This is a genomic window from Agarivorans sp. D1326, assembly GCF_056958115.1.
The window spans coordinates 130,776-155,600 of sequence record NZ_JBTWEN010000008.1 but is presented as its reverse complement, the minus strand read 5'-3'; the positions used below and the strand labels follow the sequence as shown (position 1 = coordinate 155,600).

16 protein-coding genes are annotated in these 24,825 nt (G+C 45.9%); 13 read left to right on the top strand and 3 right to left on the bottom strand.

Annotated features, from left to right (window positions below; genetic code table 11):
- Positions 1-15 precede the first annotated feature (15 nt).
- From ACYFDN_RS15880 to ACYFDN_RS15870, 3 genes are all read right to left on the bottom strand, one after another.
- Positions 16-5,340, bottom strand: coding sequence for a family 31 carbohydrate-binding protein (locus ACYFDN_RS15880; RefSeq protein WP_483511882.1), 5,325 nt, complete (start codon positions 5,338-5,340; stop codon positions 16-18).
- Between the two features lie 396 nt (positions 5,341-5,736).
- Positions 5,737-6,363 carry a hypothetical protein gene (locus ACYFDN_RS15875; RefSeq protein WP_221077436.1) on the bottom strand — a complete coding sequence of 209 codons (627 nt, stop codon included), beginning with the start codon at positions 6,361-6,363 and terminating at the stop codon, positions 5,737-5,739.
- 324 nt (positions 6,364-6,687) lie between these two features.
- On the bottom strand, positions 6,688-8,745 hold the full coding sequence (locus tag ACYFDN_RS15870; protein ID WP_338623134.1) for a serine/threonine-protein kinase: 2,058 nt from the start codon (positions 8,743-8,745) through the stop codon (positions 6,688-6,690).
- A 433-nt stretch (positions 8,746-9,178) separates the two neighbouring features.
- On the opposite strand from ACYFDN_RS15870, the gene tagH reads away from it, so the two are divergent.
- The 13 genes from tagH to tssE are packed head-to-tail and all read left to right on the top strand — an operon-like array spanning position 9,179 to position 24,825.
- Positions 9,179-10,591, top strand: coding sequence for a type VI secretion system-associated FHA domain protein TagH (gene tagH / locus ACYFDN_RS15865; protein WP_483511881.1), 1,413 nt, complete (start codon positions 9,179-9,181; stop codon positions 10,589-10,591).
- Positions 10,588-11,052: a type VI secretion system lipoprotein TssJ gene (gene tssJ / locus ACYFDN_RS15860; RefSeq protein WP_016399949.1), complete on the top strand. Its 465-nt coding sequence runs from the start codon at positions 10,588-10,590 to the stop codon at positions 11,050-11,052. Before tagH ends, tssJ begins: the two co-directional genes overlap by 4 nt.
- A gap of 20 nt (positions 11,053-11,072) precedes the next feature.
- Positions 11,073-12,398, top strand: coding sequence for a type VI secretion system baseplate subunit TssK (tssK, locus tag ACYFDN_RS15855; RefSeq protein ID WP_152783839.1), 1,326 nt, complete (start codon positions 11,073-11,075; stop codon positions 12,396-12,398).
- Positions 12,399-12,422: 24 nt separating this feature from the next.
- Complete coding sequence (gene tssL / locus ACYFDN_RS15850) at positions 12,423-13,727, top strand: type VI secretion system protein TssL, long form (RefSeq protein WP_016399947.1); 1,305 nt, start codon at positions 12,423-12,425, stop codon at positions 13,725-13,727.
- Between the two features lie 21 nt (positions 13,728-13,748).
- Positions 13,749-17,288, top strand: a complete 3,540-nt coding sequence (gene tssM, locus ACYFDN_RS15845; RefSeq protein ID WP_152783835.1) for a type VI secretion system membrane subunit TssM — start codon at positions 13,749-13,751, stop codon at positions 17,286-17,288.
- Positions 17,270-17,956: a type VI secretion system-associated protein TagF gene (tagF, locus tag ACYFDN_RS15840; RefSeq protein WP_483511880.1), complete on the top strand. Its 687-nt coding sequence runs from the start codon at positions 17,270-17,272 to the stop codon at positions 17,954-17,956. Before tssM ends, tagF begins: the two co-directional genes overlap by 19 nt.
- The gene (locus ACYFDN_RS15835) at positions 17,950-18,774 is read left to right on the top strand and encodes a PP2C family protein-serine/threonine phosphatase (protein ID WP_227981479.1); all 825 of its coding nucleotides are present in this window, start codon (positions 17,950-17,952) and stop codon (positions 18,772-18,774) included. Before tagF ends, ACYFDN_RS15835 begins: the two co-directional genes overlap by 7 nt.
- Before the next feature lie 4 nt (positions 18,775-18,778).
- Positions 18,779-19,888, top strand: coding sequence for a type VI secretion system protein TssA (tssA, locus tag ACYFDN_RS15830; RefSeq protein ID WP_220719470.1), 1,110 nt, complete (start codon positions 18,779-18,781; stop codon positions 19,886-19,888).
- A 47-nt stretch (positions 19,889-19,935) separates the two neighbouring features.
- Positions 19,936-20,451, top strand: coding sequence for a type VI secretion system contractile sheath small subunit (tssB, locus tag ACYFDN_RS15825; protein WP_016399942.1), 516 nt, complete (start codon positions 19,936-19,938; stop codon positions 20,449-20,451).
- Positions 20,448-21,941, top strand: coding sequence for a type VI secretion system contractile sheath large subunit (gene tssC / locus ACYFDN_RS15820; RefSeq protein ID WP_016399941.1), 1,494 nt, complete (start codon positions 20,448-20,450; stop codon positions 21,939-21,941). Before tssB ends, tssC (ACYFDN_RS15820) begins: the two co-directional genes overlap by 4 nt.
- A gap of 34 nt (positions 21,942-21,975) precedes the next feature.
- Entirely contained in the window at positions 21,976-23,532 is a 1,557-nt protein-coding gene (tssC, locus tag ACYFDN_RS15815) for a type VI secretion system contractile sheath large subunit (protein WP_016399940.1), read from the top strand.
- Between the two features lie 4 nt (positions 23,533-23,536).
- Positions 23,537-24,346, top strand: a complete 810-nt coding sequence (locus ACYFDN_RS15810; RefSeq protein WP_016399939.1) for a type VI secretion system accessory protein TagJ — start codon at positions 23,537-23,539, stop codon at positions 24,344-24,346.
- Positions 24,346-24,825 (top strand): type VI secretion system baseplate subunit TssE, encoded by a 480-nt coding sequence (gene tssE, locus ACYFDN_RS15805; protein WP_016399938.1) that lies wholly within the window; start codon positions 24,346-24,348, stop codon positions 24,823-24,825. Before ACYFDN_RS15810 ends, tssE begins: the two co-directional genes overlap by 1 nt.

Below are 24,825 nucleotides of genomic sequence, written 5' to 3'. Positions count from 1 at the left end.
CTTAAATTATGCTCACTACAGAGAGCGCAAAAACTTCAGCAATTGCTCTTGCTCTGCTGGTGTGGCCGTTTCAAAAGCCTCTCGTGCTGCGCTGGCTTCACCATTGTGAGCGCGCACTGCTGCGTCTAATCCTTTGGCGCGACCATCGTGCATAAATAGCACCGTGCTCTCGTCGGCTGGGCGAGATTCACGCTGAGCGACCGCATGAGCAGCATTTTTCTGGCCATTTACAATCATGTCCATGCTAAATGCGGCAACATCAGCGGTGCGGCCTAAACCCCACAGTGGCGCGGTTCTAAACAAGCCATCACCAAGGTCGTGTGTGAGTAAGTCTGAATATGGACGAATCACATCACCTTTGGCTGTTATCTGTGTTTCGGTATGACAGCTGCTACATTGCATAGCGTTGTTGAACAACTCTTCACCGGCCAATACATCGGCATCAAACAACAAACTCTTATCCCGCTGTGGCACCCCAACAAATTGGCTGTAGTTGGTGAGGCGTTCCACCATAGTGGCGTCAGGGTTACTCACGCCAAAGTCGGTTGCTAGGGCAAAACGCACAGAGTCTTCAATCGTGGCGCGATTACCTTCCCAGCCAAACCCTGCTTTACCGGCAAAGTTAACTTGCTCTAACAAACCCAAACCAATAAGTGGCGGCGCAATACGTGGCCCAACATTGGGCACATCAAAGATCACCTGGCTACGGCCATCGTTAATATGGCAGCTTTCACAGGTGTTAAAGCCGGGGTTAACATCGTCGCCGATGTTTACACGTAAGTCTTCGTGTTGTTCAACAAAGTCTCGAACGACTTTTAACGATGAAGTGTGCTCGTGCTGCATAAATGCGGCTGCGCGTTCAAACTCGTTGGCACCAAAGGCATCGATACTTGCCTCGCCACCGAGTAAGGCGCGTGGATCGCTCGATTCTTTTGCCCAACCATGGCCTTTCACGTAGTAAAGCATTTGGGTGTAAAGGTTAAAGTCGGCGCTGTCTTTTGGAATAACGCGTAGTTCCCAGTCAATGTTTTGGCCATAAGACAGATCTTGACCAAGGTTACAGATGGCGATGTTGCCATTGGCATCGCTTGGTGCACATTGATTGCTTAATGAATGTCGAGGGCTACCGCCGCCGGCGCGTTCTTCACTACCCTCAATGCCCGACCAGGTAATATCAATGGTTGAGTCGAGAGTTGAATAGGATTCGTAAGTTAAATCCACTTGGAACAGCAAGTCTTTACCGGGTTCGTCTTGTAACAAACTAATCGTGAAACGTGGAACATTTTTAAAATGGCCAGCGCTTTGGTTGACGGGATCGATACGCTCGTTAAATACGTTATGGTCGTTAAAAAATCCCTGTGGGTGTTGGAAGCGTAACCAGCCGGCAAAGTCTTCTGATTCACCGGTGTAAGCACCATTCACGCAGCCTTTGTTTAAGCCATATAAGGCACTGTCGTGATAAGCAAGCGCATCACCTAACTCATTTTCTAGTGGTGTGACTAGGCGCTCAAAAGACACGTAGTAAACGCTGTTGCCAGTGAGCCAATCACTAGGCACGGTCATGGCTGCGCTGTCACCGTTACGCGTAGCTTCAACACTGCCCAGCAGTTTTAATCGGCCTTCGCTATTGTTGCGGAAGAATACCGTACGGGCATTGCTCCCCCATACTTTGCTGGCGAGTTCAGAGCCCGCTTGGAAGATCACTTGGTTATTCTGAGTATAGATATGGTAACCATAGATAGGGATAGAGCCTCCGCTGTACATATCTGCGCAGGCTGGCACTACCGATTTCTGCCAAGTATTGTCGGCGAAACTTGCGCTAGGCAAATCTGCCACCCACCATACGCTATTAATGCCGTGGCCGGAGGTATCGCCTGGATTGTTGTCTCCAGAGAAGTAGTAAAGCGGTTCATTGTTTAAGGTGAGTTGTAAACTGCCATCTTGACGGGCACTAACACCTAATCCGCTTACGCCACTTGGGGCTTTAATCTCGCTGGCTGAGTTCACGATAAATGGAGGCCAGGTGGTGGCGCAGTTACCGTTACATTGGCTGGCACCTGTATTATCAACATCAAAGGTGTAAAGCGTTAGCCCTGGCTGGCTGGCATCGCTTCCTGCACTTAAGTAATTACCTAATACCGGGTCATTAACTAGAGTTACCGTGTCGTTGATAAAGGCTTCAACGTTTACACTCAAACTTGCTTCTACTCCAGTAAAGCTGTGGTCAGCGTTGGCTAATTTTGCTACTGCAGTATGAGAGCCTACCGCGAGGTCACTAATGGTAATGGCTGCACTTGAATACTGAGGCCCTAAGTCTTCGCCATCAATAACTAAGTGAAAGTGTTGCTCGCCTTCTGCAATTGGCCAGTTGGCAAGGCTTGGCGTAATGATCCAGTCTTCGCCTTGCTTAATCGTCGCAGGGCCAGTTAAGTTAATGTTGGGTTGGCTACCTGCTTGTACTTCTACTGTTGCAGAATCTTCTGCAGTGGCACCATCATTGTCGCTAGCTTCTACACGAAGTTGATAAACGCCAGCAATCACATTACTAATAGTTGTTGTATATGGCGCGCTATTGATTTCTGCAATTAAGCTTTCTGTTGCGTTGGGTGCTGCAGCGTAAAACCTTACGCTTGTTATGCTGCCATCGCGGTCTTCTGCTGTCGCGCTTAAAGCAAGTGTTTCACCAGTAAGCACGGTATTTGGGCTAGTGCTTAAACTAACGCTTGGAGCTTGATTGCTAGGCGGTGTATTGCCTGCTAAAAACACTACGCCTTTTCGCTCAACAATAAATTGGCTTAGGCTATTGTCTTGAACTTTAAACTCTAGATCGTAGCTTTGGCCGAGTGCACCAGAAACATCGCGATAGTAGATGCCGTTGTCTAAGTTTGCTGAGCGGCAATCGCCATTAATACATAGGTAGTTCCAGTCAGCCGTCCAGCCCTGATCAACATGGTAAACCCGCATGGTATTGTCATCGATATAGCTTATGCCAAATTCTTCCGTAGGCTCTTCAGTTTGTTCGCTAGTGTTCACCGAGAAACTAGTGCTGTCGCTTGCTGTGGCCGCTTGGTTATCGCTGGCTACAACACGCAATAGATAAGTGCCAGCGCTTAGGTTGGTAATGTTTGTTTGGTAAGGGGCAGCGTTATCGCTGGCTAACAGCTGTTCATTTTCACCTGGTGCTGAAAGGTAAAAGTTGACTGAGTTTATCGAACCATCACTGTCGTTAGCTGTTGCGGTGATAGTGACATTATCACCTTCGTTTAGCGAACCGTTAGGAGCGGATACAAACACAGTAGGTGGTTGGTTGCTAGGTGGAGTTTCGCCACCACTTGTGCCTTGTTCAAATACTGCTGTATCGCTCACGATGTATTGGCTCAGTACTGCATCTTGTACTTTAAATTCGATGTCGTAGCTTTGGCCTAAAGTAGCACTTACCTCGCGGTAGTATTCGCCATTTTCTAGTGTAGCTGGTCGACAATCACCGTTAATACATAAGTAGTTCCAAGTCGCAGTCCATCCTTCATCAAGATGGTAAACACGCATGGTGGTGTCGTTTACATAGCTAATACCAAAAGCTGGTTTTGGCTCTACTACAGGCGCATCTTTAATTACTACGTTTACTACTTCGCTTAAAGTGGTTTCGCCAGTGGTATCTGTGGCTAATGCTTGAATGCTGCTTACATCGTTACCATCAACTTGGCTGGCAAGAGTAAAAACATAGGGCGCGGTAGTTGCTACCAAGTTTGCTTGGCTTTGACCATTTACCAGCAAGCTAACTGAGGCTATGCCATCACTGTCGCTAGCGCTCACAGTTACTTCTGTCGATTGGCCACGCACAATTTCGATATTGCCGCTGGCTTGAATAGCCACTTGGGTATTGGCACTGATCACTTCAAGATTAACACTGTGGTTACTGCTAGAGCCTGCTGCGTCTACGGCTGTAATCGTTAGATTATTGCTGCCAGCTTGTAAGTCGCTAGCGGCGATAGTCCAGTTGTAAACTGAATTGCCAAGGTTTTGGCTAGGGTAGGCAATATCGTTAATGTTTAGGTCAACTAGACTTACTCCCTCTGGGCTATCAACAATGGTGCAGCTGTAGTTGAGATTTTGTCCCTGGTTAATTGGGCTGCTGGGCTGTGCAGAACAATTTGAGAATACTGGACCATTGTTTTGCTCACCTGCCAAAATAAAGCCATTTTCTGAACTGACTAAATCAATAAAGTGCTGCTTAATTTCAGGGTTTTGTTGCACACGAGAGTCAGTGTATTTAAAGAAGTTAGCGCCCGCTTGGTCGGCAGCACTTTCCCACTGCGGTTGAGCGGTCCAGTCTGCGTTGATGTAATGCCATGCTTTATTGACTGTACGCATGATTTCGGCATTTTTTTCAGTAAACCAATCGAGGTTATTAACAATAGTTACTGGGTTAGCACTGCCTTGAGCAACTTGCTGACTCGAATTGAAGGGAAGCTTGTAGTCGTATTGCACACCTAGATCGCCATGTGGAGTAACTTCAGCAATAAATAACGGTAGGCCCTCAATTTCGGCAATCTCTGCTTCTTCGTTAATATCACTGTTAAATTGCGATACCCCCACCCAATCTACATATTGTTTACCGGGCCAATAGCCCTGTTCGGTGTTACCAAGGGCCTGATTACTCGGGCGTCCAGTTCCGTGGTAGGCGTCCGATTGCCAAACATGAGCGACGTTAGTTACCCCTTGGGCGTCTAAAAAGCTACGTACATGTTTAAAGATGCCGCGGAAATGTTCGAAGCTTAAACCATGGGCATCGCCATTAAATTCGTAACAGGTTCGCAAAAAGAAACCGGTTTCATTGTGATGTTTAAAAAAATCCGCTAACTCAATTAACAGGTCGTCATAAGCGCCGTCGTTATATAAGCTGGGTGCTTGCGCGTTTCCAGGACAAAACATGCCAAGTGCTACTACTTCAGGTTGATAGTTTTCAATCACCCATTGCGCGTTTTGCACGCCTGATCCCCATTGGTTCCGGCGCTCATTATCGGCACAGCCTTGGGCTTGATTGGAGTTGTAGTTGTCGAGGTTTTTTAAGCCATCTAAACCTTTAAAACAGTAGTTGGTGACGTCTTCGGTCGCCCCGCGGGTGAGGGTGGTGTACATGGTAAAACCATGTGGTCGAGGTAATGAAGGGTCAGCCATGTATTGCTCGATAGAGACTTGGTCCTGACCTAAAATAAATAAGCGTTTACCATCAACAGGTATGCTTGGCTTTCCTGCAGCGTAAGCATTGCTGGCTATTAAACTTGCTCCAGCAATGAGTGCGCAGCGTAGCAGGCTGAGTTGCGGTTTTTGTATGTCCATATATCTCTCGCATTTAGTTTGATTAGCTGTGCTAACTCGTAGTCAGCCGCTAAAAAAGGGTTATAAATCTGATTTTTTGTTTTATTTCAGTTGTTTAAATCTAAAGCCTGAATGTTTCTCTCACTTTAATTTTCCAGCGGCGGCTACAAAATCACCACCTAAGGTTAAGTGTCTGTGACCTTGATCGGTGTAATTGTTAATGGCTTGTGAGCAGGATCTTACAAATGGCGTTTTTCTAAATGAATAAACATTACCTGATGTGATAAAACATCTGTAACCGGTTTCATTGAGCGACTAAAACTATCAAATGTATGCGGGATTTTGAGGAGAAGATCTGGCATAAGCATAGTGATGGCTTTAGCGAGGAACGCCGTCACTATGCTTAGAATATTGAGGCTACTTTTTCTCTATTGCGAACCCATCGACTCGAACTTCAAGTTCTTTGTCTAAGCTAAGTTCTTGGCTAGTGTCGACTTCTAATAAGCTAAATATCTCCACTTGGGTATTGTTACCAGTGTTGAAATCTACCGCGACCTGTCTGAAACACTTTTTATTATCGCCTTGAGGCGCAAGTGCTAGGTCTTTTACGTGCGCTTTAGCATCTGCTAACACGGTGCCTGCCAAAGGAGCATTGGGGATCACTTCGCGAACACCAAAGTGTAATTGAGTAGGAGAGTTAGCGCCTTTTTTGTCGCAGTAATAAAGTGAGAAGCTCATATCGGTATTGGCAGGTAAACCACTAACAATTTGGCTTAAGCCTGGTTTAGAGTTGAAGTCATGGTTTGATACGTCTCGCTTAAAGCGAAAGCGAGAAGAACCCTCATCACCAAAGGCACTATCTTTAGAGCTACCAACATCACCTAAGCCGCCACTTGAGTCTTCATGAGACAACCAAACCGAGCTTTTACCTTTATCTGCACGGTACTCGGTAAGCTGCGGATCTTGAACATAGGCCTGAGCCGAAAAAGCTAAACAAGCGGTAAACATGGTGGCACTTAAAGCTAATTTTTTTTGTATGCGCATAGGTAGTCCCTTTAGTTACTAATAACGTCTCTCCGAATCAATTGTATTATTATATAATTTAACTGGGGTGTGCTGTGAGCATTCTCGCGTTTTTGAACACCTTTTATACATGTTAAAAGACCTGAGTATGGCTACATTCTGAAAGGTGCATTAGTGGGTAGTTGTTTTCGTAAACCATTAAAAGGTAATGGCTTTTATCCGCAGATAGCTAACGAAGCTAAGGGCTCTAGCTTTGGCTGAAATGAGAGAAGACATGGGCGCAGCGAAATGAAAAAAGGCCGATTTCTCGGCCTTTTTATTTTGAACTAACGGGCAACAGCGTTGTTAGGCATTATCTGCCACTCGTGCATCTTGCACCTTCGTCATCAAGTCTTGGGCTTTCTTCATTACTGCGCCAGCTTCTTTGGTGCGGCGTTTTTTCAGCAAGTAATCAGAGAAGCGAAGGTATTTGTTGGCCATTGTTTGGCGAGTTTCAACTAAGTGAGAAAAATCGTCGGGCAAGTCTTTTGCCATGCTGTCTACTTCTTTGGCCATTTTATCTAGGGTTTTCACACGAGTAAGGCCATTGATACGCTCTTGTAATTGGCTAAAGTGGTTTTGGTAAAATACTTCAGCGGCTTGATAGGGAAACTCTGCTTCTTGCTCATCGGCGATAGCTTGTTTGTAACTAGCCATAGCTGCAATGGCAGTTTTTAGCTCAAGTGCTCGAGCAATACGTTCTTGCTGTTGTTCGCTGTTGGCGAAGAAGGTTTCACCTGTTTCAATCATTTGCGCTAATGCAACCACATCAAGTTGGTCGGCCGCTTTATCAAATAACTGAGTAAATACCTGTTCAGATTTTTCGTTAGGCGCAAACTGGTAGTCAGTTCTCACTTGCAGTAAATCTTGGTAAATCGTGTAAACGTCATCGCCATCTTCACTATGTTGATAACGACCTTGCTCTAAATGTAAGTCGAGTCGCTGAACCAATGCTTCAACCGTGCCCATCCACCCTTGGTTCACGTCTTCAGCAATTAAGGCCAAGCTGTATGAATCTGGGTAAATGCGGTTTACTTCCTGCAGCAAAGATTGGATAGCGTAATAATCAGGGTAAGCGTTTTGGCGATTATTAAGTAAATCGTCGATTTGTTTCTCGTAGAAATCGATCACCAAACGTTGCTTGTCTCTTAGCAAGGCTTGTTTTGGCACATGCTGTTTTGCCGGAATGGTATTTAGCATAGGCAAAAACTGCTGCGGGCTTAAGCTCACTAAGTCTTGATTGGCTGAGTTCTCCCGCTGTAGTCGGCTTAATTCTTGTTGGCTATGCTTTAGCTGACCATCCATTTGTTGGAAACCATAACTGAGCGCACCGGCAACACCAACAATGGCAATCACACTTAAACTGGGCTTTAAAAAGCTTTGGGTAAGGCTTTTTTCGATTTGGTCTAAATCGGTTACTCGTTGTTTCAAATTGAAGTTGAGACCGCGCTTCAACTTACCCCAACGTAACAAAGGCGCATGCTTTGGCTTACTAGGAGTAATGTTTTCTTTAGCCGCCTGGTTAGCGGTTTTGCGATTGAAGGGGTGTTTACTCGACAACAACTCGTAGGCAATACAACTAAACGCAAATACGTCGTCTGCAATGCTTGGTGCGGCGCCATCTAACAACTCTGGCGAGGCATAAGTTGGTGTAAATCCGCTAACTGGTGAAGTTTCTTCAGGTTTGTCGGCAGCGTATTGATCGGCATTCAGGTTGAGTGCGCGAGATACACCAAAGTCAAAAATCTTAATGGTGCCATCTCGAGATAACATGATGTTTCCCGGTTTTAAATCGGCGTGTACTACGCCATTTTGGTGGGCATAACGAAGCGCCGAGGTTAACTGAGTGAGTAGCGCCAAGCTGCTTTTAAAGGTAAGGCCATTGGGGCGATGACTTTTAATGACTTCATCAAGTGTTTGCCCATCTAACCATTCCATAACTAGGTAGTAATCTTCTTGATCTACCCCGAAGTCATGTACTCGGATGATATTTGGGTGGCTTAAGCGCTGAGTCTTGCGTGCTTCTCGGATAAGAATTCGAGCAGCATCTGGTTGGTCATGAAATTCTTTCTGCAGCAATTTGATGGCTACATAAGGTTGGCTGTCACCAGCTGCTTCTAGCAACAAGTCTTTTGCTCGGTAAACATCGCACATACCACCATGACCCACTAGGTCTTCGATTTGGTAGCGCTTTTTAATCACCCGATTTATCACTTGCTCTTTGTTGGAGCGTGCATTGGTTTTTTTGCTTGTTGCTGTTTCGGTGTTGTTTACAACGGTTTTATCTGATGCCGTTGAGCTTGCAGTTTTATTTTCAGCCTTGGTGTTTGGCGAAGCAGCTTGATCTTTGTTTGCATCATCCATGAGTACTACCCTAATTCGCTAGCCATATACATTACTTTAATAATGCATGACAAATATATTAATTAAATTTTACCGTTTATTTAGAATTCTTTATATTTTGTTATTTATATTACTTTTAAATTACTTGTAGCCATACAAGAACAATATTCATGTTATTTAAAATGACTATTGCGTTTGTTTGTTTTTTGTTCACTGTAAAGAAATCCGACACTCAATGCAGCTAAAACAAAGGCTTGGATGCTAACAATAAAAATATCAAAACACAAAGAAAGCCAGAAAAATTTTATTGTTAAAATTATTATAATCTCTATTGATTGGATTATTTATTAAGTGTAATAATAGCGGCTCTTTTTCTAGTGATATCTAAATCACTAGTATTTTTGAGGGAATGGGTTCTTCTCAAAATAAAAAGACTTCTAAGGGACGGAAGATTATGAATTTGAGTTTATCTGTGATTAGTTATCACAGATTTACCTCTGGTGTGGAAGAGAAGAAGACCCTCTCTACTACGTCAGGGGAGTCAGTTATTACCATTGGTAGGGCAAGCCAATGCTCTTGGTGTTTGCTCGATCCAGAAAGAGTTATCTCTAGTCGTCACGCCCGCATTGAGTCAAACAATGGGCAGTTTTGGCTATACGATACGTCTACCAATGGGGTGTTTGTTAACCGCTCGGTAGAGGCCTTAGCAAAAGACCAGCCTTATCAGCTTAACGACGGTGATACCTTAGCGATTGGCGACTACGAAATAGAAGTGGCGATATCCGCTCAAGCTATTGCTCAGCAAGCGCCAAGTTCTGCTCAGGTAGCCACAGCTGCTCCTACTGTTCAAGCTCCAGCTGCAATGCCAGCAACTAATCTTGAAGAAGATTTTGGTGTATTGGCTGAACCAGAGCCTATTGCAAACAACAGCAGTAGTTTAGACGCTAAGCTTAATGCCAATCTTGATGACGCTTTTGCATTGCCACAATCGATGAATGATGAGCAGTCCAGCATTCCGGAAGATTGGAATGCTTTGTTTGCCAGTCCCGCTCCACAAGAACCCGTTGCCGTTAGCGCTCCGCCGCAACCAGCTGCCGTGCCAAGTGCTGCTGTTCCTGAAGTTAAGCAGCCTGCGGTAGCAGAGCCAGTTGCTGCAGTAGTAAATACAATGGCCAATGATCCACTCGCTTTTGCAGCTGCTACTACCAAGCAAGCTACTCCGGCAGCGCCTGCAGCTGCCGTTAAACCACAGTATTCTAGCGCAGATGAGCAAGCTCATCTGGCCGCATTTTTGGAAGGAATGGGAATATCTCCCGAGCTAGTTTCTCAGGATAACCCTGTACGTTGGTGGCATCAGTTGGGCGTGATAACTCGCGACTCCCTTGATGGCATCATGAATACCTTACACAATCGCGCAGCCTTTAAAGAGAACAGTCGCATCAATCAAACGACTTTCAGAAGGAATGAAAACAACCCGCTTAAGTTTTCTACTAATGCCGAAGATGCCATTCATAACTTATTACAACGCAAAACGGCTGGATTTTTACCTCCAGAACGAGCCGTTAAAGAAGCGTTTATCGATTTAGAGCGCCATGAATATGCGCTGTTATCTGGGGTTGAAGGTGCAGTAGCAGGTGTTATGCAGCTGCTCGACCCTAAATCGATAGAATCCAAAGATCAGAACGCCAAAGGAATTGCCAAGATGTATTCGGCAATTGAAAAGCATAAAAGCTGGAACCGTTACTGTTCGATCTACAGTGATTTGGAAAATGAGTTTAGCCAAAACAGCAATGCCTTCTACATGGAAGATTTTGCCAAGGCTTATGAATCAACCTTAAAAAGCATAGAGCAAAAGGGACAACGATGAGCAAAGTAGGGAAATTAGTACTTAGTGTGCTACTGAGTATGTCAATGTTGGGCTGTACTGTAGCCAACTACGTAGTCGAACCATATTCAAAGCTACAGTTTCATGTAGCCAACAATGTTAACCCAGATATCACCGGCCGAGCTTCGCCTGTAGTGGTTAAAGTATTTGAGCTGTCTTCACGCACCTTGTTTGATAGCCAAGATTTCTTCGCCTTGTACGATGACGCTTCACAAGTGCTTGGCCCTGATCTAATCAATCGCACCGAGTTTGAATTTGAACCCGGTAGCCAATTTGAATACAAGCTTTCTTTATCGCCTGGCGTTCGTTATGCCGGCGTGCTTGTCGCCTACCGAGACATTGACACCGCCAGCTGGCGTGAAGTGGTCACTGTCGACCCTACTAATTACAAAACCTTTGATGTTCACGTAGGTGAGCTCGCTGTATTTGTTGGCAATCCATAAGCAGTATTTCGGGATTAAACATGAGTGACTTTTGTCGTGTCGCGTGGAGCGAGGGGATGTTTTTGCGTCCTCAACACTTTCAGCAGCAAGAACGCAGTTTGAATTTTCAGTTGCAGCAGAATTTGTTGCAGCAATCCAGTTACTACTGGGGAGTAACAGAGCTAAGTGTAGACCGCTCCCTATTAAGTAACGGTAAATTCGGCTTAAGTAGTATTAGCGCGTGTCTGCAAGATGGTGCGGCAATGGTTAGCCCCACTCGTGATCCTTTGCCTGAAGCGTTATCGCTGGACAGCAGTATTCGAGATCAGTTGGTGTATTTGGCGTTACCTACCGAAAAGTCCAATGGACTGAATGTATCGGCACAAGGTCGTAGTGTGACTCGCTACCGTTTTGTTGATCATGAGGTGGTAGATACCAACATTGGTAACGACGCGGTGGAAGTGTTGCAACTAGCCCAGGCTGGCTTTGAGCTTAAGTTAGAAAGTGACAACTTATCGGGCTACGACACCTTAGCTATCGCTAAGATCATTGAAGTTTCGGAAGAGGGGCAAGTTAGCCTCGACGAGAAATTTATTCCCGCAAGTTTAAATGCACAAGCTAACTCGGTGCTTAAGCAACAACTGGCCGAAGTGCATGGCATGTTACGCCAACGTGCCGAAGCCTTAGCTGCACGTATTGGCGCAGGCCAGGGCAGTGCCAGCTCAATAGCAGATTTTTTGATGTTGCAGTTATTAAACCGTTACGACGCATTGATTGCTCATATCTTGGCAACTAACGGCTTACACCCAGAACGGTTGTTCCAGGAGTTAGCTGGTTTGGCGGGCGAGCTAGCCACTTTTTCTAGCAAAGATAAACGCGCTCCACAACTTCCAGGTTATCAACACGATGAACTCACTCGTGTATTTGGCGATGTGATGGTGGTGCTTAACCAGTTTATGAGCATGGTACTGGAGCAAACGGCAGTACAAATTGCACTGGACGAAACCAACTACGGTATCCGAATCGCCCAAGTTCAAGACAAAGGTTTATTAGAACGCGCCGAATTCGTGTTAGCGGTAAACGCCAACATCAGCCCGGATGAATTGCGCAAGCGCTTCCCTGCTCAAGTGAAAATCGGACCGGTTGAACACATTCGAGATTTGGTGAATAACCAATTGCCAGGTATTTCTGCCATTGGCTTACCGGTAGCGCCGCGACAAATTCCATATCACGCCGGCTTTCACTATTTCAAATTGGATAAAAGCAACGATTACTGGTCACGGCTTAGTGCCAGTGGTGGCGTAGCCATCCATCTGTCGGGTAACTATCCCGAGCTTGAAATGCAAATTTGGGCAATTAGCCAGTAATTAATGTTCCAAGGATGAAATAAGATGTCAGAAGCGACAGTAATGAAGCCTCGACCAGGGAGTCGCGGTGGCAATAAGCCAGTAAGCGACTTGGGCAAAATTGCAGCTTCAGCAGCAGAGGCTGAATGCACCGTAGTGATTACGCCTTCTAAAAACAAAGAGCGTGGTGTGCAATTGCCAAAGTTTGGCGATAACCCGCTGATTGATGAAGCTAGTGCACTTTTGTCGATGGTGGGACAGATTCGTTGCACCGTAAAACACGGTGATATCGCTTCATTGCGTCAGGTTTGTATCGATAAAATTCGTGACTACGAAGCCAACTTACGTCACCAGCAGGTGAGTGCCGAAATTATCGAAGCTTCTCGTTACTGCGTATGTTGTTTTATTGATGAAACAGTATTGAACACCAACTGGGGTGGCCAGTCGGTATGGGCCAGCGATAGCCTGTTGTCTACGTTTCATTCGCAAACGTGGGGCGGTGAACACTTCTTTACCTTGTTAGATGAAAACCTTGCTGCACCGCACGCCAAACCTCAGTTGCTTGAGCTGCAATACTTGTGCTTGTCACTCGGTTTTGTTGGCAAAATGCGCGTAGAAGAACGCGGCCAAGACAAGCTTGAAGAATATCGCCAGCAGGCTTTTGAGCGTTTACAAGCTATTCATGGCGAAGCCGATATTGAGCTTTCTCCCAAAAGCCAAGCCAGTGTCAGCATCGGCAGTGAAGCTAATGGCGGATTACCTATCTGGGTGATTGCCGCAATATTTGGTGTATTGCTGTTGTCTATCTATATGGCTTGTAGCTATTTCATTAACAGCTACTCAGACCAAGTTTTCAACCAAATTAATACCTTAGCCCGCTGGGAAAGCACCACCACCAATACTGCTGAAGTTGATGAACAACAAGTATTGATGTTGCAACAGCGCTTGCAAACTGAAGTAGACCGTCAGTTGCTTGAAATTGTACCGCTGAGTGACCGGATTAGAATCACCATCAACTCAAGTGAGCTATTTAGCCCTGGCAGCGCCGAAGTGAAGTCTTCGGTAGTTCCTGTTCTGCAAAAACTATCGCGGGCGCTTGAGTCCACCACTGGTCGAGTGCTGATTACCGGCCACACCGATAACCAACCTATTTTCACTAGTCGCTACCCTTCAAATTGGCACTTGTCTTTGGCTCGCGCCACTGCCGTTGCTAACAGTATGTCGATAGGCACCTTGCTACAAGGGCGCTTATGGCCAGAAGGGCGAGGTGATTCAGATCCTCGAGCGAGTAACAACACCGAATCTGAGCGTGCGTTGAACCGTCGAGTAGAGATTGATTTGCTTTATTAAGCAAACTTAAAGGATTGAGAAATGTTTAACAGTTTGTTTTTTCAACGCTTAGTACAAATGCTTAAATCTAAATGGGCAATCACCTTGCTGGGTTTTTTGGCGCTGGCCTTTTTGATCTGGTTTGGTGGGCCATTGATTGCGATTGCAGGTGCCGAGCCTTTAGGTAGCGCCAGTGCTCGATGGTTCACCATCATTACGCTGGCATTAATCTGCATTATCTATCAGTTTTGGCAGCACGTTCGTAGCACTAAGCAAAATCAAGAAGCGGTGCAATCGTTACTCGATGGTCAAGATGAGCATGGCGATGACGAAGAAAGCCGTCGTGAGGTAGAAACCTTACGCGAGCGCGTGGTTACCGCTTTAGACGTACTTAAAAATTCAAGTTTGGCTAAGGGCCAAGGGGTATATCAGCTTCCTTGGTACATTATGATCGGCCCTCCTGGCACGGGCAAAACTACCGCGCTGCAAAACTCAGGTTTAGAGTTTCCACTAAAAGACAAGCTAGGTGATGACCCATTAGCTGGTGTTGGTGGTACCCGCCATTGTGATTGGTGGTTTACAAACAAAGCGGTACTTATTGATACCGCTGGCCGTTATACCACCCAAGACAGCAACAGCGCTAAAGACTCTCGAGCTTGGTTAGGTTTTTTAGGTCTACTTAAAAAATACCGTACTAAACGTCCGATTAACGGCGCAATTGTTACCGTTAGCTTGGCTAGCCTAATTCAACAAACTCGTACCGAGCGCAACTTACATGCGCGTGCGATTAAGCAACGTATTCAGGAGCTTAAGAACCAATTAGGTATGCAGTTCCCGGTTTATGTGGTGCTTACTAAAGCTGACTTGATTGCCGGCTTTAGTGAATTTTTCGCCGACTTAAACGCTAACGAACGTGAGCAAATTTGGGGAATTACTTTCCCGCTTACTGCTGAGAATGCTGACACTGGCGTAGTGGGTTTATTTAATCGTGAGTTCCACGGTCTTTTGAAACGCATTCAAACTCGCTTGAACGTTCGTTTACAGCAAGAGCGCGATATAGATAAGCGTACTTTAATGTACGAATTCCCTAAGCAAATGCATCTATTGCAATCGAGCATTGATGATTTCTTAAAAGAAATATTCTCGCCAAATGCCTTTGAAGAAGCGCCGATGTTGCGCGGTTTATACATTGCTAGTGCCACCCAAGAGGGTAAACCGATTGACCGGGTTATGGCCGAAACCTCAAATGGCTTAGGTTTAGGGCAAGTTCCGCTAAAACAGCAAGGTGGAGAAACTAAGGGCTACTTCATTAAGCGTTTGCTTGAAGACGTAATTTTCCCAGAAAAGTTTGTAGGTTCGGTGAATCGTCACCACCAAAAACATTCAATGTGGACACGACGCATTGTTGCTGGTGGCTGCGTGGTTAGCTTACTTACCTGTAGTTTGCTTTGGTACAACAGTTACAGTTGGAACAAACAATTGGTTGATACCAGCGAAGCCGCAGTGGATCAGTATAAGGCCATTGTTAAACCCGGTTTGTCTACCGACACCGACGTAATTACCTTAGTTCAGGCACTTAATGCATTACGCGATTTACCAGCTGGTTTTAGCCAGCAATTGGTGAATGAAGATGTTCATCGCATGGGGCTTTATCAGGGGGAAAAAATTGGCCAACCGGCACAAATGGCCTATCAGCGAGCATTACAAGGCTTCTTTGCGACCTACTTAACTGAGTCGCTTACTCATGAGCTGGCCGAGAACGAAGAATACCTCGAGTACCTCTACGAAACGCTTAAAACCTATTTGATGATTTACGATGCCGAGCACCGTGAAATTGAACAAATATATAGCTGGTTTGAGATTTTTTACGAGCGCCGTTTACCGGGTGAAATTAACCAAGGCCTTCGCCAAGACTTAATGGCCCATACTCGAAACCTGTTTGCTGAAGGAATTAACCTTATCCCGGTTAATGACAACGCGATTGCTCAGGCGCGTAGCGTGTTAACCCGTATGCCTTTGGCCGAACGTGCCTATCAACGTTTACGTATAGAGTTTTTGTCTAGCCACGTAGCTGACTTTAGATTGAGTGATGTATTTGGTCGTCAAGGTCGCCAAGTATTCATCCGCAATAGTGGTGAGCCTCTACACGAAGGCATTCCAGGCCTTTATACCTACAGCGGCTTCCACGGTTTGTTCCGCATTGAAAATAACCGCATTGTAAAACGCTTGATGGAAGACAGCTGGGTATACGGCGACAGCTTATCGATAGATGAAGCAACTCGTGATGAAGTGGTTAAAGCGGTGAGTGAACGCTACTTCCGTGATTACGTTTTTGAGTGGGAGCAATTGCTGGCCGACGTGCAACTCCGCCCTTACGCTTCAGCGAAAGATGGCGCAGTGCTAGCTAAGAATTTAACTGGCTCTGAGCGACCTCTGCAAAGCTTTATTCTGGCGGTGCAGAAAGAGTTACGTCTCACCGAAGTGGCAATGAGTGATAACACAAAAATGGCCGGTGAAGTGGCTGGCAACGTTGCTGATGTCGCTTTGAAGAATCAAAAAGCACGGATTAACCGTTTCTTACCAAACGATATGTCGAAGGCAAAATTGGCCTTGCCAGGCGCTGAAGTAGAAGCAGAATTTGAAGACTTCTTGAACATTAGCGAAGCCGATCTAGAAGGCATGCATGTCTCTTTACTGCAACTGCGTGACTATCTAGAAGTATTGTCTGAGTCAAACAACAAACGGGCTTACACCAGTTTGATGGATGACAACAGCCAAGCTGCGGTTACTAGTGCGTTACGTCGCTCTCGCAAAGATTTACCCGCGCCGTTTTCAACCATGCTAGGCGAGCTTTCTAGTCAAACCTCTTCGTTGGCTAAACGTGGCGCTCAGGTACATGTTAATGCTATTTGGAAAGACAGTGTTTACAAAGAATATCGCGCAGCGATTCGTGGAAAGTATCCCTTTGATAGCAAAGCGGCTGATGAAGTTCGCTTAAAAGACTTTGGTCGCTTCTTTGGTTATGGCGGCACAATGGATACCTTCTTTGAGCGTTACTTGAAGTCTTCTGTAGATACCAGCAAACGTAACTGGAAGTTAGAGCGTTCGGTAGGCATCGACCCAGGCTCACTAAAAGTGTTCCAACAAGCTCGCCGTATTCGCGACGTATTTTTTGAGCCTGGCTCGCAAACGCCACGGGTGGAGTTTGGCCTTAAGCCGCTTTACTTAGATGGCCACATTAATAACTTCCGGGTTGAGTTGGGCGAACAAGAATTGGTATATCGCCATGGTCCGCAGCGTACCTCTCACTTTATTTGGCCAACCGACTCTAGCCGTAGTACCCGTTTAGCCTTTGTGCCGCCTAAATCAGGTCACTCTATTTCAGAGACTTACCCAGGGCATTGGGGCTTGTTCCGTATGCTTGATGGTTTAGCTAAGCAGCGCCCTGACTCACGTAAAGATAACGTGTTGGATATTGAGTTTAAGGGGAACAAAGTGCAGTTGGAGTTGATTCCAACAACCGCTATGCACCCATTCTGGTCTAAAGACTTAGCGAGGTTCTCATGTCCAGTAACGCTGTAAACGGTTTTGGTTATTTTGGCAAAGTGCCAGCACGCGGTGACTTTATTCAAAGCCATTTACCGAGTGATTTTGTTGCCAGCTGGAGTGAATGGTTGCAAGCCGTTATTGCAGTAAGTCGTGAGCAGCAAGGTGAGCGTTGGTTAGATTGTTACCTAACCAGTCCTATTTGGCACTTTGCTCTCTCCGCTGGGGTATGTGGTGAATCTGCTATTGCAGGCACCTTAATGCCTAGTGTTGACCAAGTAGGCCGACACTTTTACTTCACTATGGCCAAACCGATTAACCAAGTACCGGTTGATGTATGGCAGCAACGTGAGTGGAGCGAGCTAAGCGAAGAAAAAGTATTAAAGCTGCTGGATGATGATACCGACGTGGTTCGCTGGGCAGAAAGCGTGGCAGAACTGGATTGGTTAGATGGCATCAAAGCCGCCAACCCGTTGCTTAACCATGCTAAGCAGAGCGAGCAATTAGTGTTGCAAAGTGAGCAGGCGATTAGCGCTGAACATTTACTGCATCAGCAATTACGTAAGCGTTTAGATCGTTACTGCATCTGGTGGACTAGTGGCTCTGAGCTAGTTCCTGAGTGCAGTTTGGTGAGCGAAAGTTTGCCATTAGTAAGCCAATTTTCAGCCATGTTAGATGGTCAATGGGAGCAATGGGGATGGTAGCTAGTCCAACTCTGATGGATGGATTTTTTGTTAGTTTTGCGCAAACCCATCCTGGCAAGGTTCGCCCTTACAACGAAGATGCAGTGCTTGATTTACGTGAAGAAGGCGTATGGGTAGTAGCCGACGGCATGGGTGGACATGCAGCAGGTGATGTTGCTAGCCAAATGGTGATTGATAGTGTTAAGCAGTGTGTTGAGCAAACCCCAGCAGCCAGCTTAAGCATCGATTGTTTACGTAAGGCCTTGTTGCAAGCTAACCAGCAAATCATCAATTTTTCGCAGCAACACTTGGATGGTAAGACCGCCGGCAGTACCGCTGTTTTACTGCATGTGCGCGATGGTTTTTATCATTGCTTATGGGTGGGAGATAGCCGTATCTACTTGATGCGGCAAAATCATCTACAGCGTAAAACCCGCGATCATAGCCAAGTAATGGACATGGTGGAGCAGGGGTTAATCCCTGAGTCTGAAGCGGAAGATCACCCTCTTTCAAATGTTATTACTCGCGCCATTGGCGTAAGTGATGAACTCACCGTTGACCAAAATTCTGGTCAGCTATTGCCTGGCGATCAGTTTTTACTGTGCTCAGACGGTTTAACTAAAGAGCTTAACGACACCGATTTAGCCATGTGCATGCAAGCAAATAGCGTCTCTGATATTGGCTTGGCTTTAATGCATTCAGCACTGGTAAAAGGCGCTAGCGATAACGTGAGCTGTGTACTGGTTAAGGTGAGCCAAAGCGATGCTGATAGCGAAGAAGAGCATTGTGATGACACCGTGCCGGTGTTTTTTAATCGTCGTAATTCGGTGAGAGGCTAAGCGAATGTTTCAAGAATTGTCTGATATTGATTTTGAAAAACTTGCACAGCCTGTGTCAGAAGACTTACCAACCGGCGAAGACCCGCGTTTAGACGCATCGCCATTATCTACGTATTTTACCCTCAAAGATGTGCGTAATACGGCTCGCGCCGCGGAACGTAATGCTTTGGTGGATAACGAACCCTTACTTAGCTTTGCTAATGAGTGGGACCCGATTATCAATCAAGTACCTGAAGTACTGGTTGAAAGCTGTAAAGACTTAGAGTTAGCGGCTTGGTTAATCGAAGGTTTAGTGCGCCGCAAAGGCTTTAAAGGCTTACGCCAAGGCTTTGATATTGCGCGCACCTTAATTGAAAACCATTGGGAACATTTATATCCAAGCCCTGATGAAGATGGCTTAGTGACACGTGTTGCTCCGTTAGTTGGCCTAAACGGCTACGACGGCGAAGGCACTCTGTTAATGCCAATTGCCTGCGTGCCACTCACTGACCTAATCGAAGAGCAGCCGTATTCGCTGTGGGAGTTTGAACAAGCCAGTGAAGTTGAGCGTTTAGAAGAAACTAAGCGCAACCAGCGCCATGCTTCTGGCGCAGTAAAGCTTGAAGACATCACCCTCACAGTAAAAGCCACCAGTACCGCGTTTTTCACAGAATTACTGCAAGACATTGAAGCGGCTTCTCAAGCCTATTTGCAGTTATCTGCAGCAATGGATGAAGCGGTGGGTGAGCCACAACCTAGTTCGCACATAGTTAAGCGTTTAACCGATTGCATGGAGGCAGTGCGTTACTTGGCTGCCGACAAACTTAGCGCGGTTGAGCTTGAAACGGTAACTGAAGAAACACTAACAGAATCTGATGAACAGTCCGGTGAGGCAGAGCCAGAAGGACCCAGTAATCAACTAAGAAATCGCGCAGACGCGATCCAACAACTCGGCAAGATTGCTGAGTTCTTTAAGCAAACCGAGCCTCACTCGCCAATGGCTTATGCCATTGAACAAGTGGTTCGTTGGAGTGGAATGAGCTTGCCAGATCTATTGCAAGAACTGATTTCTGACAACGATGCTCGGACCGGTTATTTCCGATTGACTGGTATTTCATCGGAATCACAGGACTAACGTGGTGCTTAGCGCTCTGCGTGTTAATCAAGAACAAGGAGATTGATATGGACAGTATCCACGGCAAGTTGTCTCGGGTACGCAAGCCACGAGTTCACATCACTTATGATGTAGAAACTGAAGGGGCTGCAGTTAAAAAGGAACTACCTTTTGTAGTCGGTGTTATGGGCGATTTTGCGGGTGACAACACCGCAGCCTTGAAGCCACTAAAAGACCGTCGTTTTATCCAAATTGACCGTGATAACTTCGATGACGTACTTAAGCGCATGAATCCTAAACTGGAATTTAAAGTTGATAACAAGCTGGCTGATGACGACTCACAAATGTCAGTAGCGCTTGAGTTCAGCTCAATGAAAGATTTTGATCCAGCAGCGGTAGTTAACCAAGTTGAGCCTTTACGTAAGTTAATGGACACCCGTAATAAACTACGTGACTTAATGACTAAGGTTGACCGCTCAGAAGATCTGGAAAACATCTTAGAAGAAGTGCTTAACAATACTGATTCTCTGCAGAAGCTAAAAGGTGAGCTTGAAAAAGAGCCTAGTGCGGAGGGGTCAGAATGAGCGTAGAAAGCCAAACTACTCTAGATCCAAGTGTTGAAGAAGCACAAGGTTCAATTTTAGAACAAGCGATTGGTGCCACTAAGCAAACCGATAGTTCTCGTTCAGAAGAATTATTACGTACGCTTACCGATGAAGCGTTAAAGGGAACAGTGAGTTGGAATAAAAACTTAACTGTAACTTTTAGAGAAGCCATTGCCGGTATTGATGAGCTAATTTCTAAGCAGCTTGCTGAAGTGATGCACCACGAGAGCTTCCAAAAGCTAGAAGGCTCTTGGCGTGGTCTTAATTACTTGGTGATGAACTCTGAAACCAGCCAAACACTTAAGATCCGTGTGCTTAGCATGAGCAAAAAAGAGCTGCACAAAGATTTAAGTAAAGCGGTTGAGTTTGACCAAAGCCAGATCTTCAAAAAAGTGTATGAATCTGAATTTGGCACGCCAGGCGGCGAACCTTATGGTGCCTTGGTGGGCGATTACGAATTTACTAATCACCCAGAAGATATCGAGTCGTTAAGCTTAATGTCGAACGTTGCTGCCGCTGGTTTTGCGCCGTTCTTATCAGCTTCTTCGCCAGCCTTGTTTGGCTTTGATAACTGGACAGAACTTAGCAAGCCTCGTGATTTAGAAAAAGTATTTGAGTCTCTTGAATACACTAAATGGCGTTCATTCCGCGAAAGCGATGATTCACGCTTTGTAACCTTAGCGATGCCTCGTGTATTAGCGCGTTTACCTTACGGTGAAGCAACTACACCAATTGAAGAGTTTAACTACGAAGAATTCGAAGTTGATCAGCAAACTGGTATGGCACAAACCACCGAGCACGACGAGTACTGTTGGATGAATGCTTCTTACGTACTGGGTGTACGGATGACTGAAGCCTTCGCTAAATATGGTTTCTGTACGGCAATTCGCGGCGCTGAAGGTGGCGGTAAAGTTGAAAACTTACCTTCTCACCTATTTGTATCTGACGACGGTGACCCAGATCTTAAGTGTCCTACCGAAATTGGTATTACCGACCGTCGCGAAGCAGAGCTTAGCAAGTTAGGTTTCTTACCGCTTTGTCACTACAAAAATACTGATTACGCGGTGTTCTTTGGTTCGCAGACCTGTCAAAAACCGAAGAAATACGATAACCCAGATGCAACAGCAAATGCGGCTATCTCATCTCGCCTGCCTTACATGATGGCCACCTCTCGTTTTGCTCATTACCTAAAAGTAATGGCGCGCGACAAGATTGGTAGCTTTATGGAAGCCGAAGACGTTGAAAACTGGCTTAACCGCTGGATTCTTAATTACGTGAATGCTTCTGAGGGCGGCGGTCAAGAAATCCGAGCTAAATACCCATTGGCTGACGCCAAAGTTCAAGTAAAAGAGATTCCGGGTGCGCCTGGTTCGTACAACGCAGTTGCGTGGTTACGTCCTTGGTTACAAATGGAAGAACTGACTACTTCACTGCGCTTAGTCGCAAAAATCCCTGAAATCGGCGGATAACTAGATTGCGGGTCGCAAGGCCCGCCTTATTACTATGACCATGAGCCAAACTTTACCACCACTGAGTTTTGTGGATAGCCAGAGCCTGCATCAAGTTGAGTTAGATACTCAACATGTTGATGTGGATTGGTGTGCCCAGAGCCAAGTGGTGGATAAGTTTTTAGCGGCAGAAGACGCCTATCTAGCACTGCGAATTTGGTTAGAACGTGACAATCAACAGTATGACGCGGCCTGGACGGCGGAAACCCTAAGGCCGATTTTGCTGCGTGCCATTCGTGACATTGATGAGCGTTTAAATGACCAAGTGAACGCGATTATTCACCATCAACGGTTTCAGGACTTAGAAGCCAGTTGGCGCGGGGTGAAATACCTTACAGAGCATTCAGGTACTCAAGACCACAGCCTGGTTGCCAAGGTTAAGTTAATTAGCCTTAACTGGCGCGAGCTTTGCCGTGACGTATCACGTGCCATCGAGTTTGATCAAAGCGAGCTGTTCAAGCTTATTTATACTAATGAGTTCAACATGCCGGGCGGTGAACCCTTTGGCATGATTGTGGGTGACTACCAAATCTCGCACAAAGCCAAACGTGGCATGCCTACTAACGACATTGATGCGCTTAGGGCAATTAGCCATGCAGCCGCCGCCGCGTTTGCGCCTTTTGTAACTGGCGCTGCGCCATCAATGTTTGGTGTCGATTTTTTCAGTGAACTGGCATCAGTTCGAGATATTAGTGCGCAGTTTTCGCAAGCTGAATACATTAATTGGCGCAAGCTGCGTAGCCAAGAAGACTCCCGCTTTTTAGGCATTACCGCGCCCAATATTTTAATGCGTGAGCCCTATCAACAAGATGGCCGTCGCCAAGAAGGCTTCATGTTTGTTGAGCAAGTTAACGATGCCGAAGGTGACTACTTATGGGGCAACGCGGCATACGGTGTCGCTGCCGTGGCTCTGCGCGCTTTTAAAGAATCTGGCTGGTTTAGCCAAATTCGTGGCTTGCAGCCAGGCCAATACAAGCACGGTTTGGTATTCGATTTACCCAGTTCTCGCTTTAAGTTTTCGCGCCATATGCGCTCGGCTAAGCCCTCGGTGAATTTGCAAGTGGGCGACCGTTTAGAGAAGCAATTGTCTGACAGCGGTTTTATTCCAGTGTCTACAGTTCCGCATACAGAACACCTAGTTTTGTATAGCAATGCCTCCGTCAACTTACCGAAAAACTACGACAGTTTATCGGTAGCGGTAAATGCGCGCTTATCGTCGATGTTGCAATACGTATTGTGTGTTTCTCGCTTTGCCCACTACTTAAAAGTGATGGGGCGAGATCGAGTTGGTTCATTTGATAACGCTAACTTGATTGAGCGTGACCTACAAAGCTGGTTGCATGCTTACACCACCGCTTCTGATGAAGCCTCCGACGAAATTCGAGCGCGTTACCCGCTAAACGAAGCCAAGATTCAAGTTAAAGAACAAGCCGGTAAACCTGGTCATTATTACTCCATTATCCATTTGCGTCCGCATTTTCAGCTCGACCAAATGATCTCCAGTATTCGCCTGATAACTGAGTTATCTCCAAGCTATAACCAAGCAGGATAAACAGATGCAACAACAAATAAAGCAGTTGATTCAACAAGGACAATTAAGTGAAGCAATCGCACAAACCATTGCTCACCTAAAAGTGATGCCTAAGGACTTAGATACACGCAGCAGTTTTATTGAATTGTTATGTATTGATGGCCAGCTAGAGCGTGCTGATCAGCAGTTGGACTTGTTGGTTAAGCAGCATCCACAGTGTGTTCCTGGTGCCTTAAACATGCGCCAACTAGTGCATGCCGCGCAATCGCGGGTAGATTTTGCAGCTGGTGGAGATACCGCAAGTTTGGTGACGGGCGCGTCGCAAACTTTAGCGCCTTTGGTGGAAGTGCGCTTGGCACAGTTAAGTGACAACAAAACTGAGTTTGAACAAGCTGCTCAGCAACTAGAAAGCTTACGCCAATCAGCTGAAGTAGAGATTAACGGTAAAAACTGTAACGAGCTGCGTGATTTAGATGACAGCTTAGCGGGTTACCTAGAAGTATTTGGCTCTAATGGTTTGTATTACTTTGTGCCGTTTTCTGACATCACTTGGTTAAAACTACTGCCAGAAACCACCTTGTTTGAGCACATTTGGCGCCGCGCCGAGTTAGACATTAAAGATGGCCCTTCAGGCGAAGTGTTCTTGCCAATGACCTATGTAAACAGCCAAAGCGATGCTGAAAAGCTAGGCAGAGAAACCGATTGGCAAGCCATTTTAGGTTCTGAGTTTTACCAAGGTCGAGGGCAAAAAATGTGGTTAGTAAATGATGACGCATTAGCTGTTTCTCAGTTGGAGTCGTTCTCTGTAGAAACAGCCACCGAGGCTGCAGAGTAATGAGCACTGTTCAACCCGCTTTGCAGCTTTCATTACTCGACAGGTTAAGTAATAACTTGGATGAGAATGCAGCAAGCAGTGATATCTATTCAAGCTACGGGCGACAAGCTTATCGGCGCAGTATTCGCCGTGATCTAGAGGCTTTGCTTAACGCCAAATTGCATTGGCATACCTGGCCTGAATGGTACAGCGAGTTGGACAAATCTTTATTTAGTTATGGTTTGCCAGACTTCTCATCTATGCCTTTGAGTAGCCAAGATGGCCGCGAGATGTTGTGTCAAATTGTAGAGCAAACCATTCGCAAATTTGAACCTCGTTTTATTGATTTATCGGTGACAACCGTAAGTGAAGAGCAACCGCTTGATCGGGTATTACGCTTGCGTATTCATGCTCTTTGTCATGCCGATCCTGAGCCAGAGGAAATGACCTTTGACTCTGAAGTTGAACCGGTATGCCTTGGCATAAAAATAGTTGAGTAG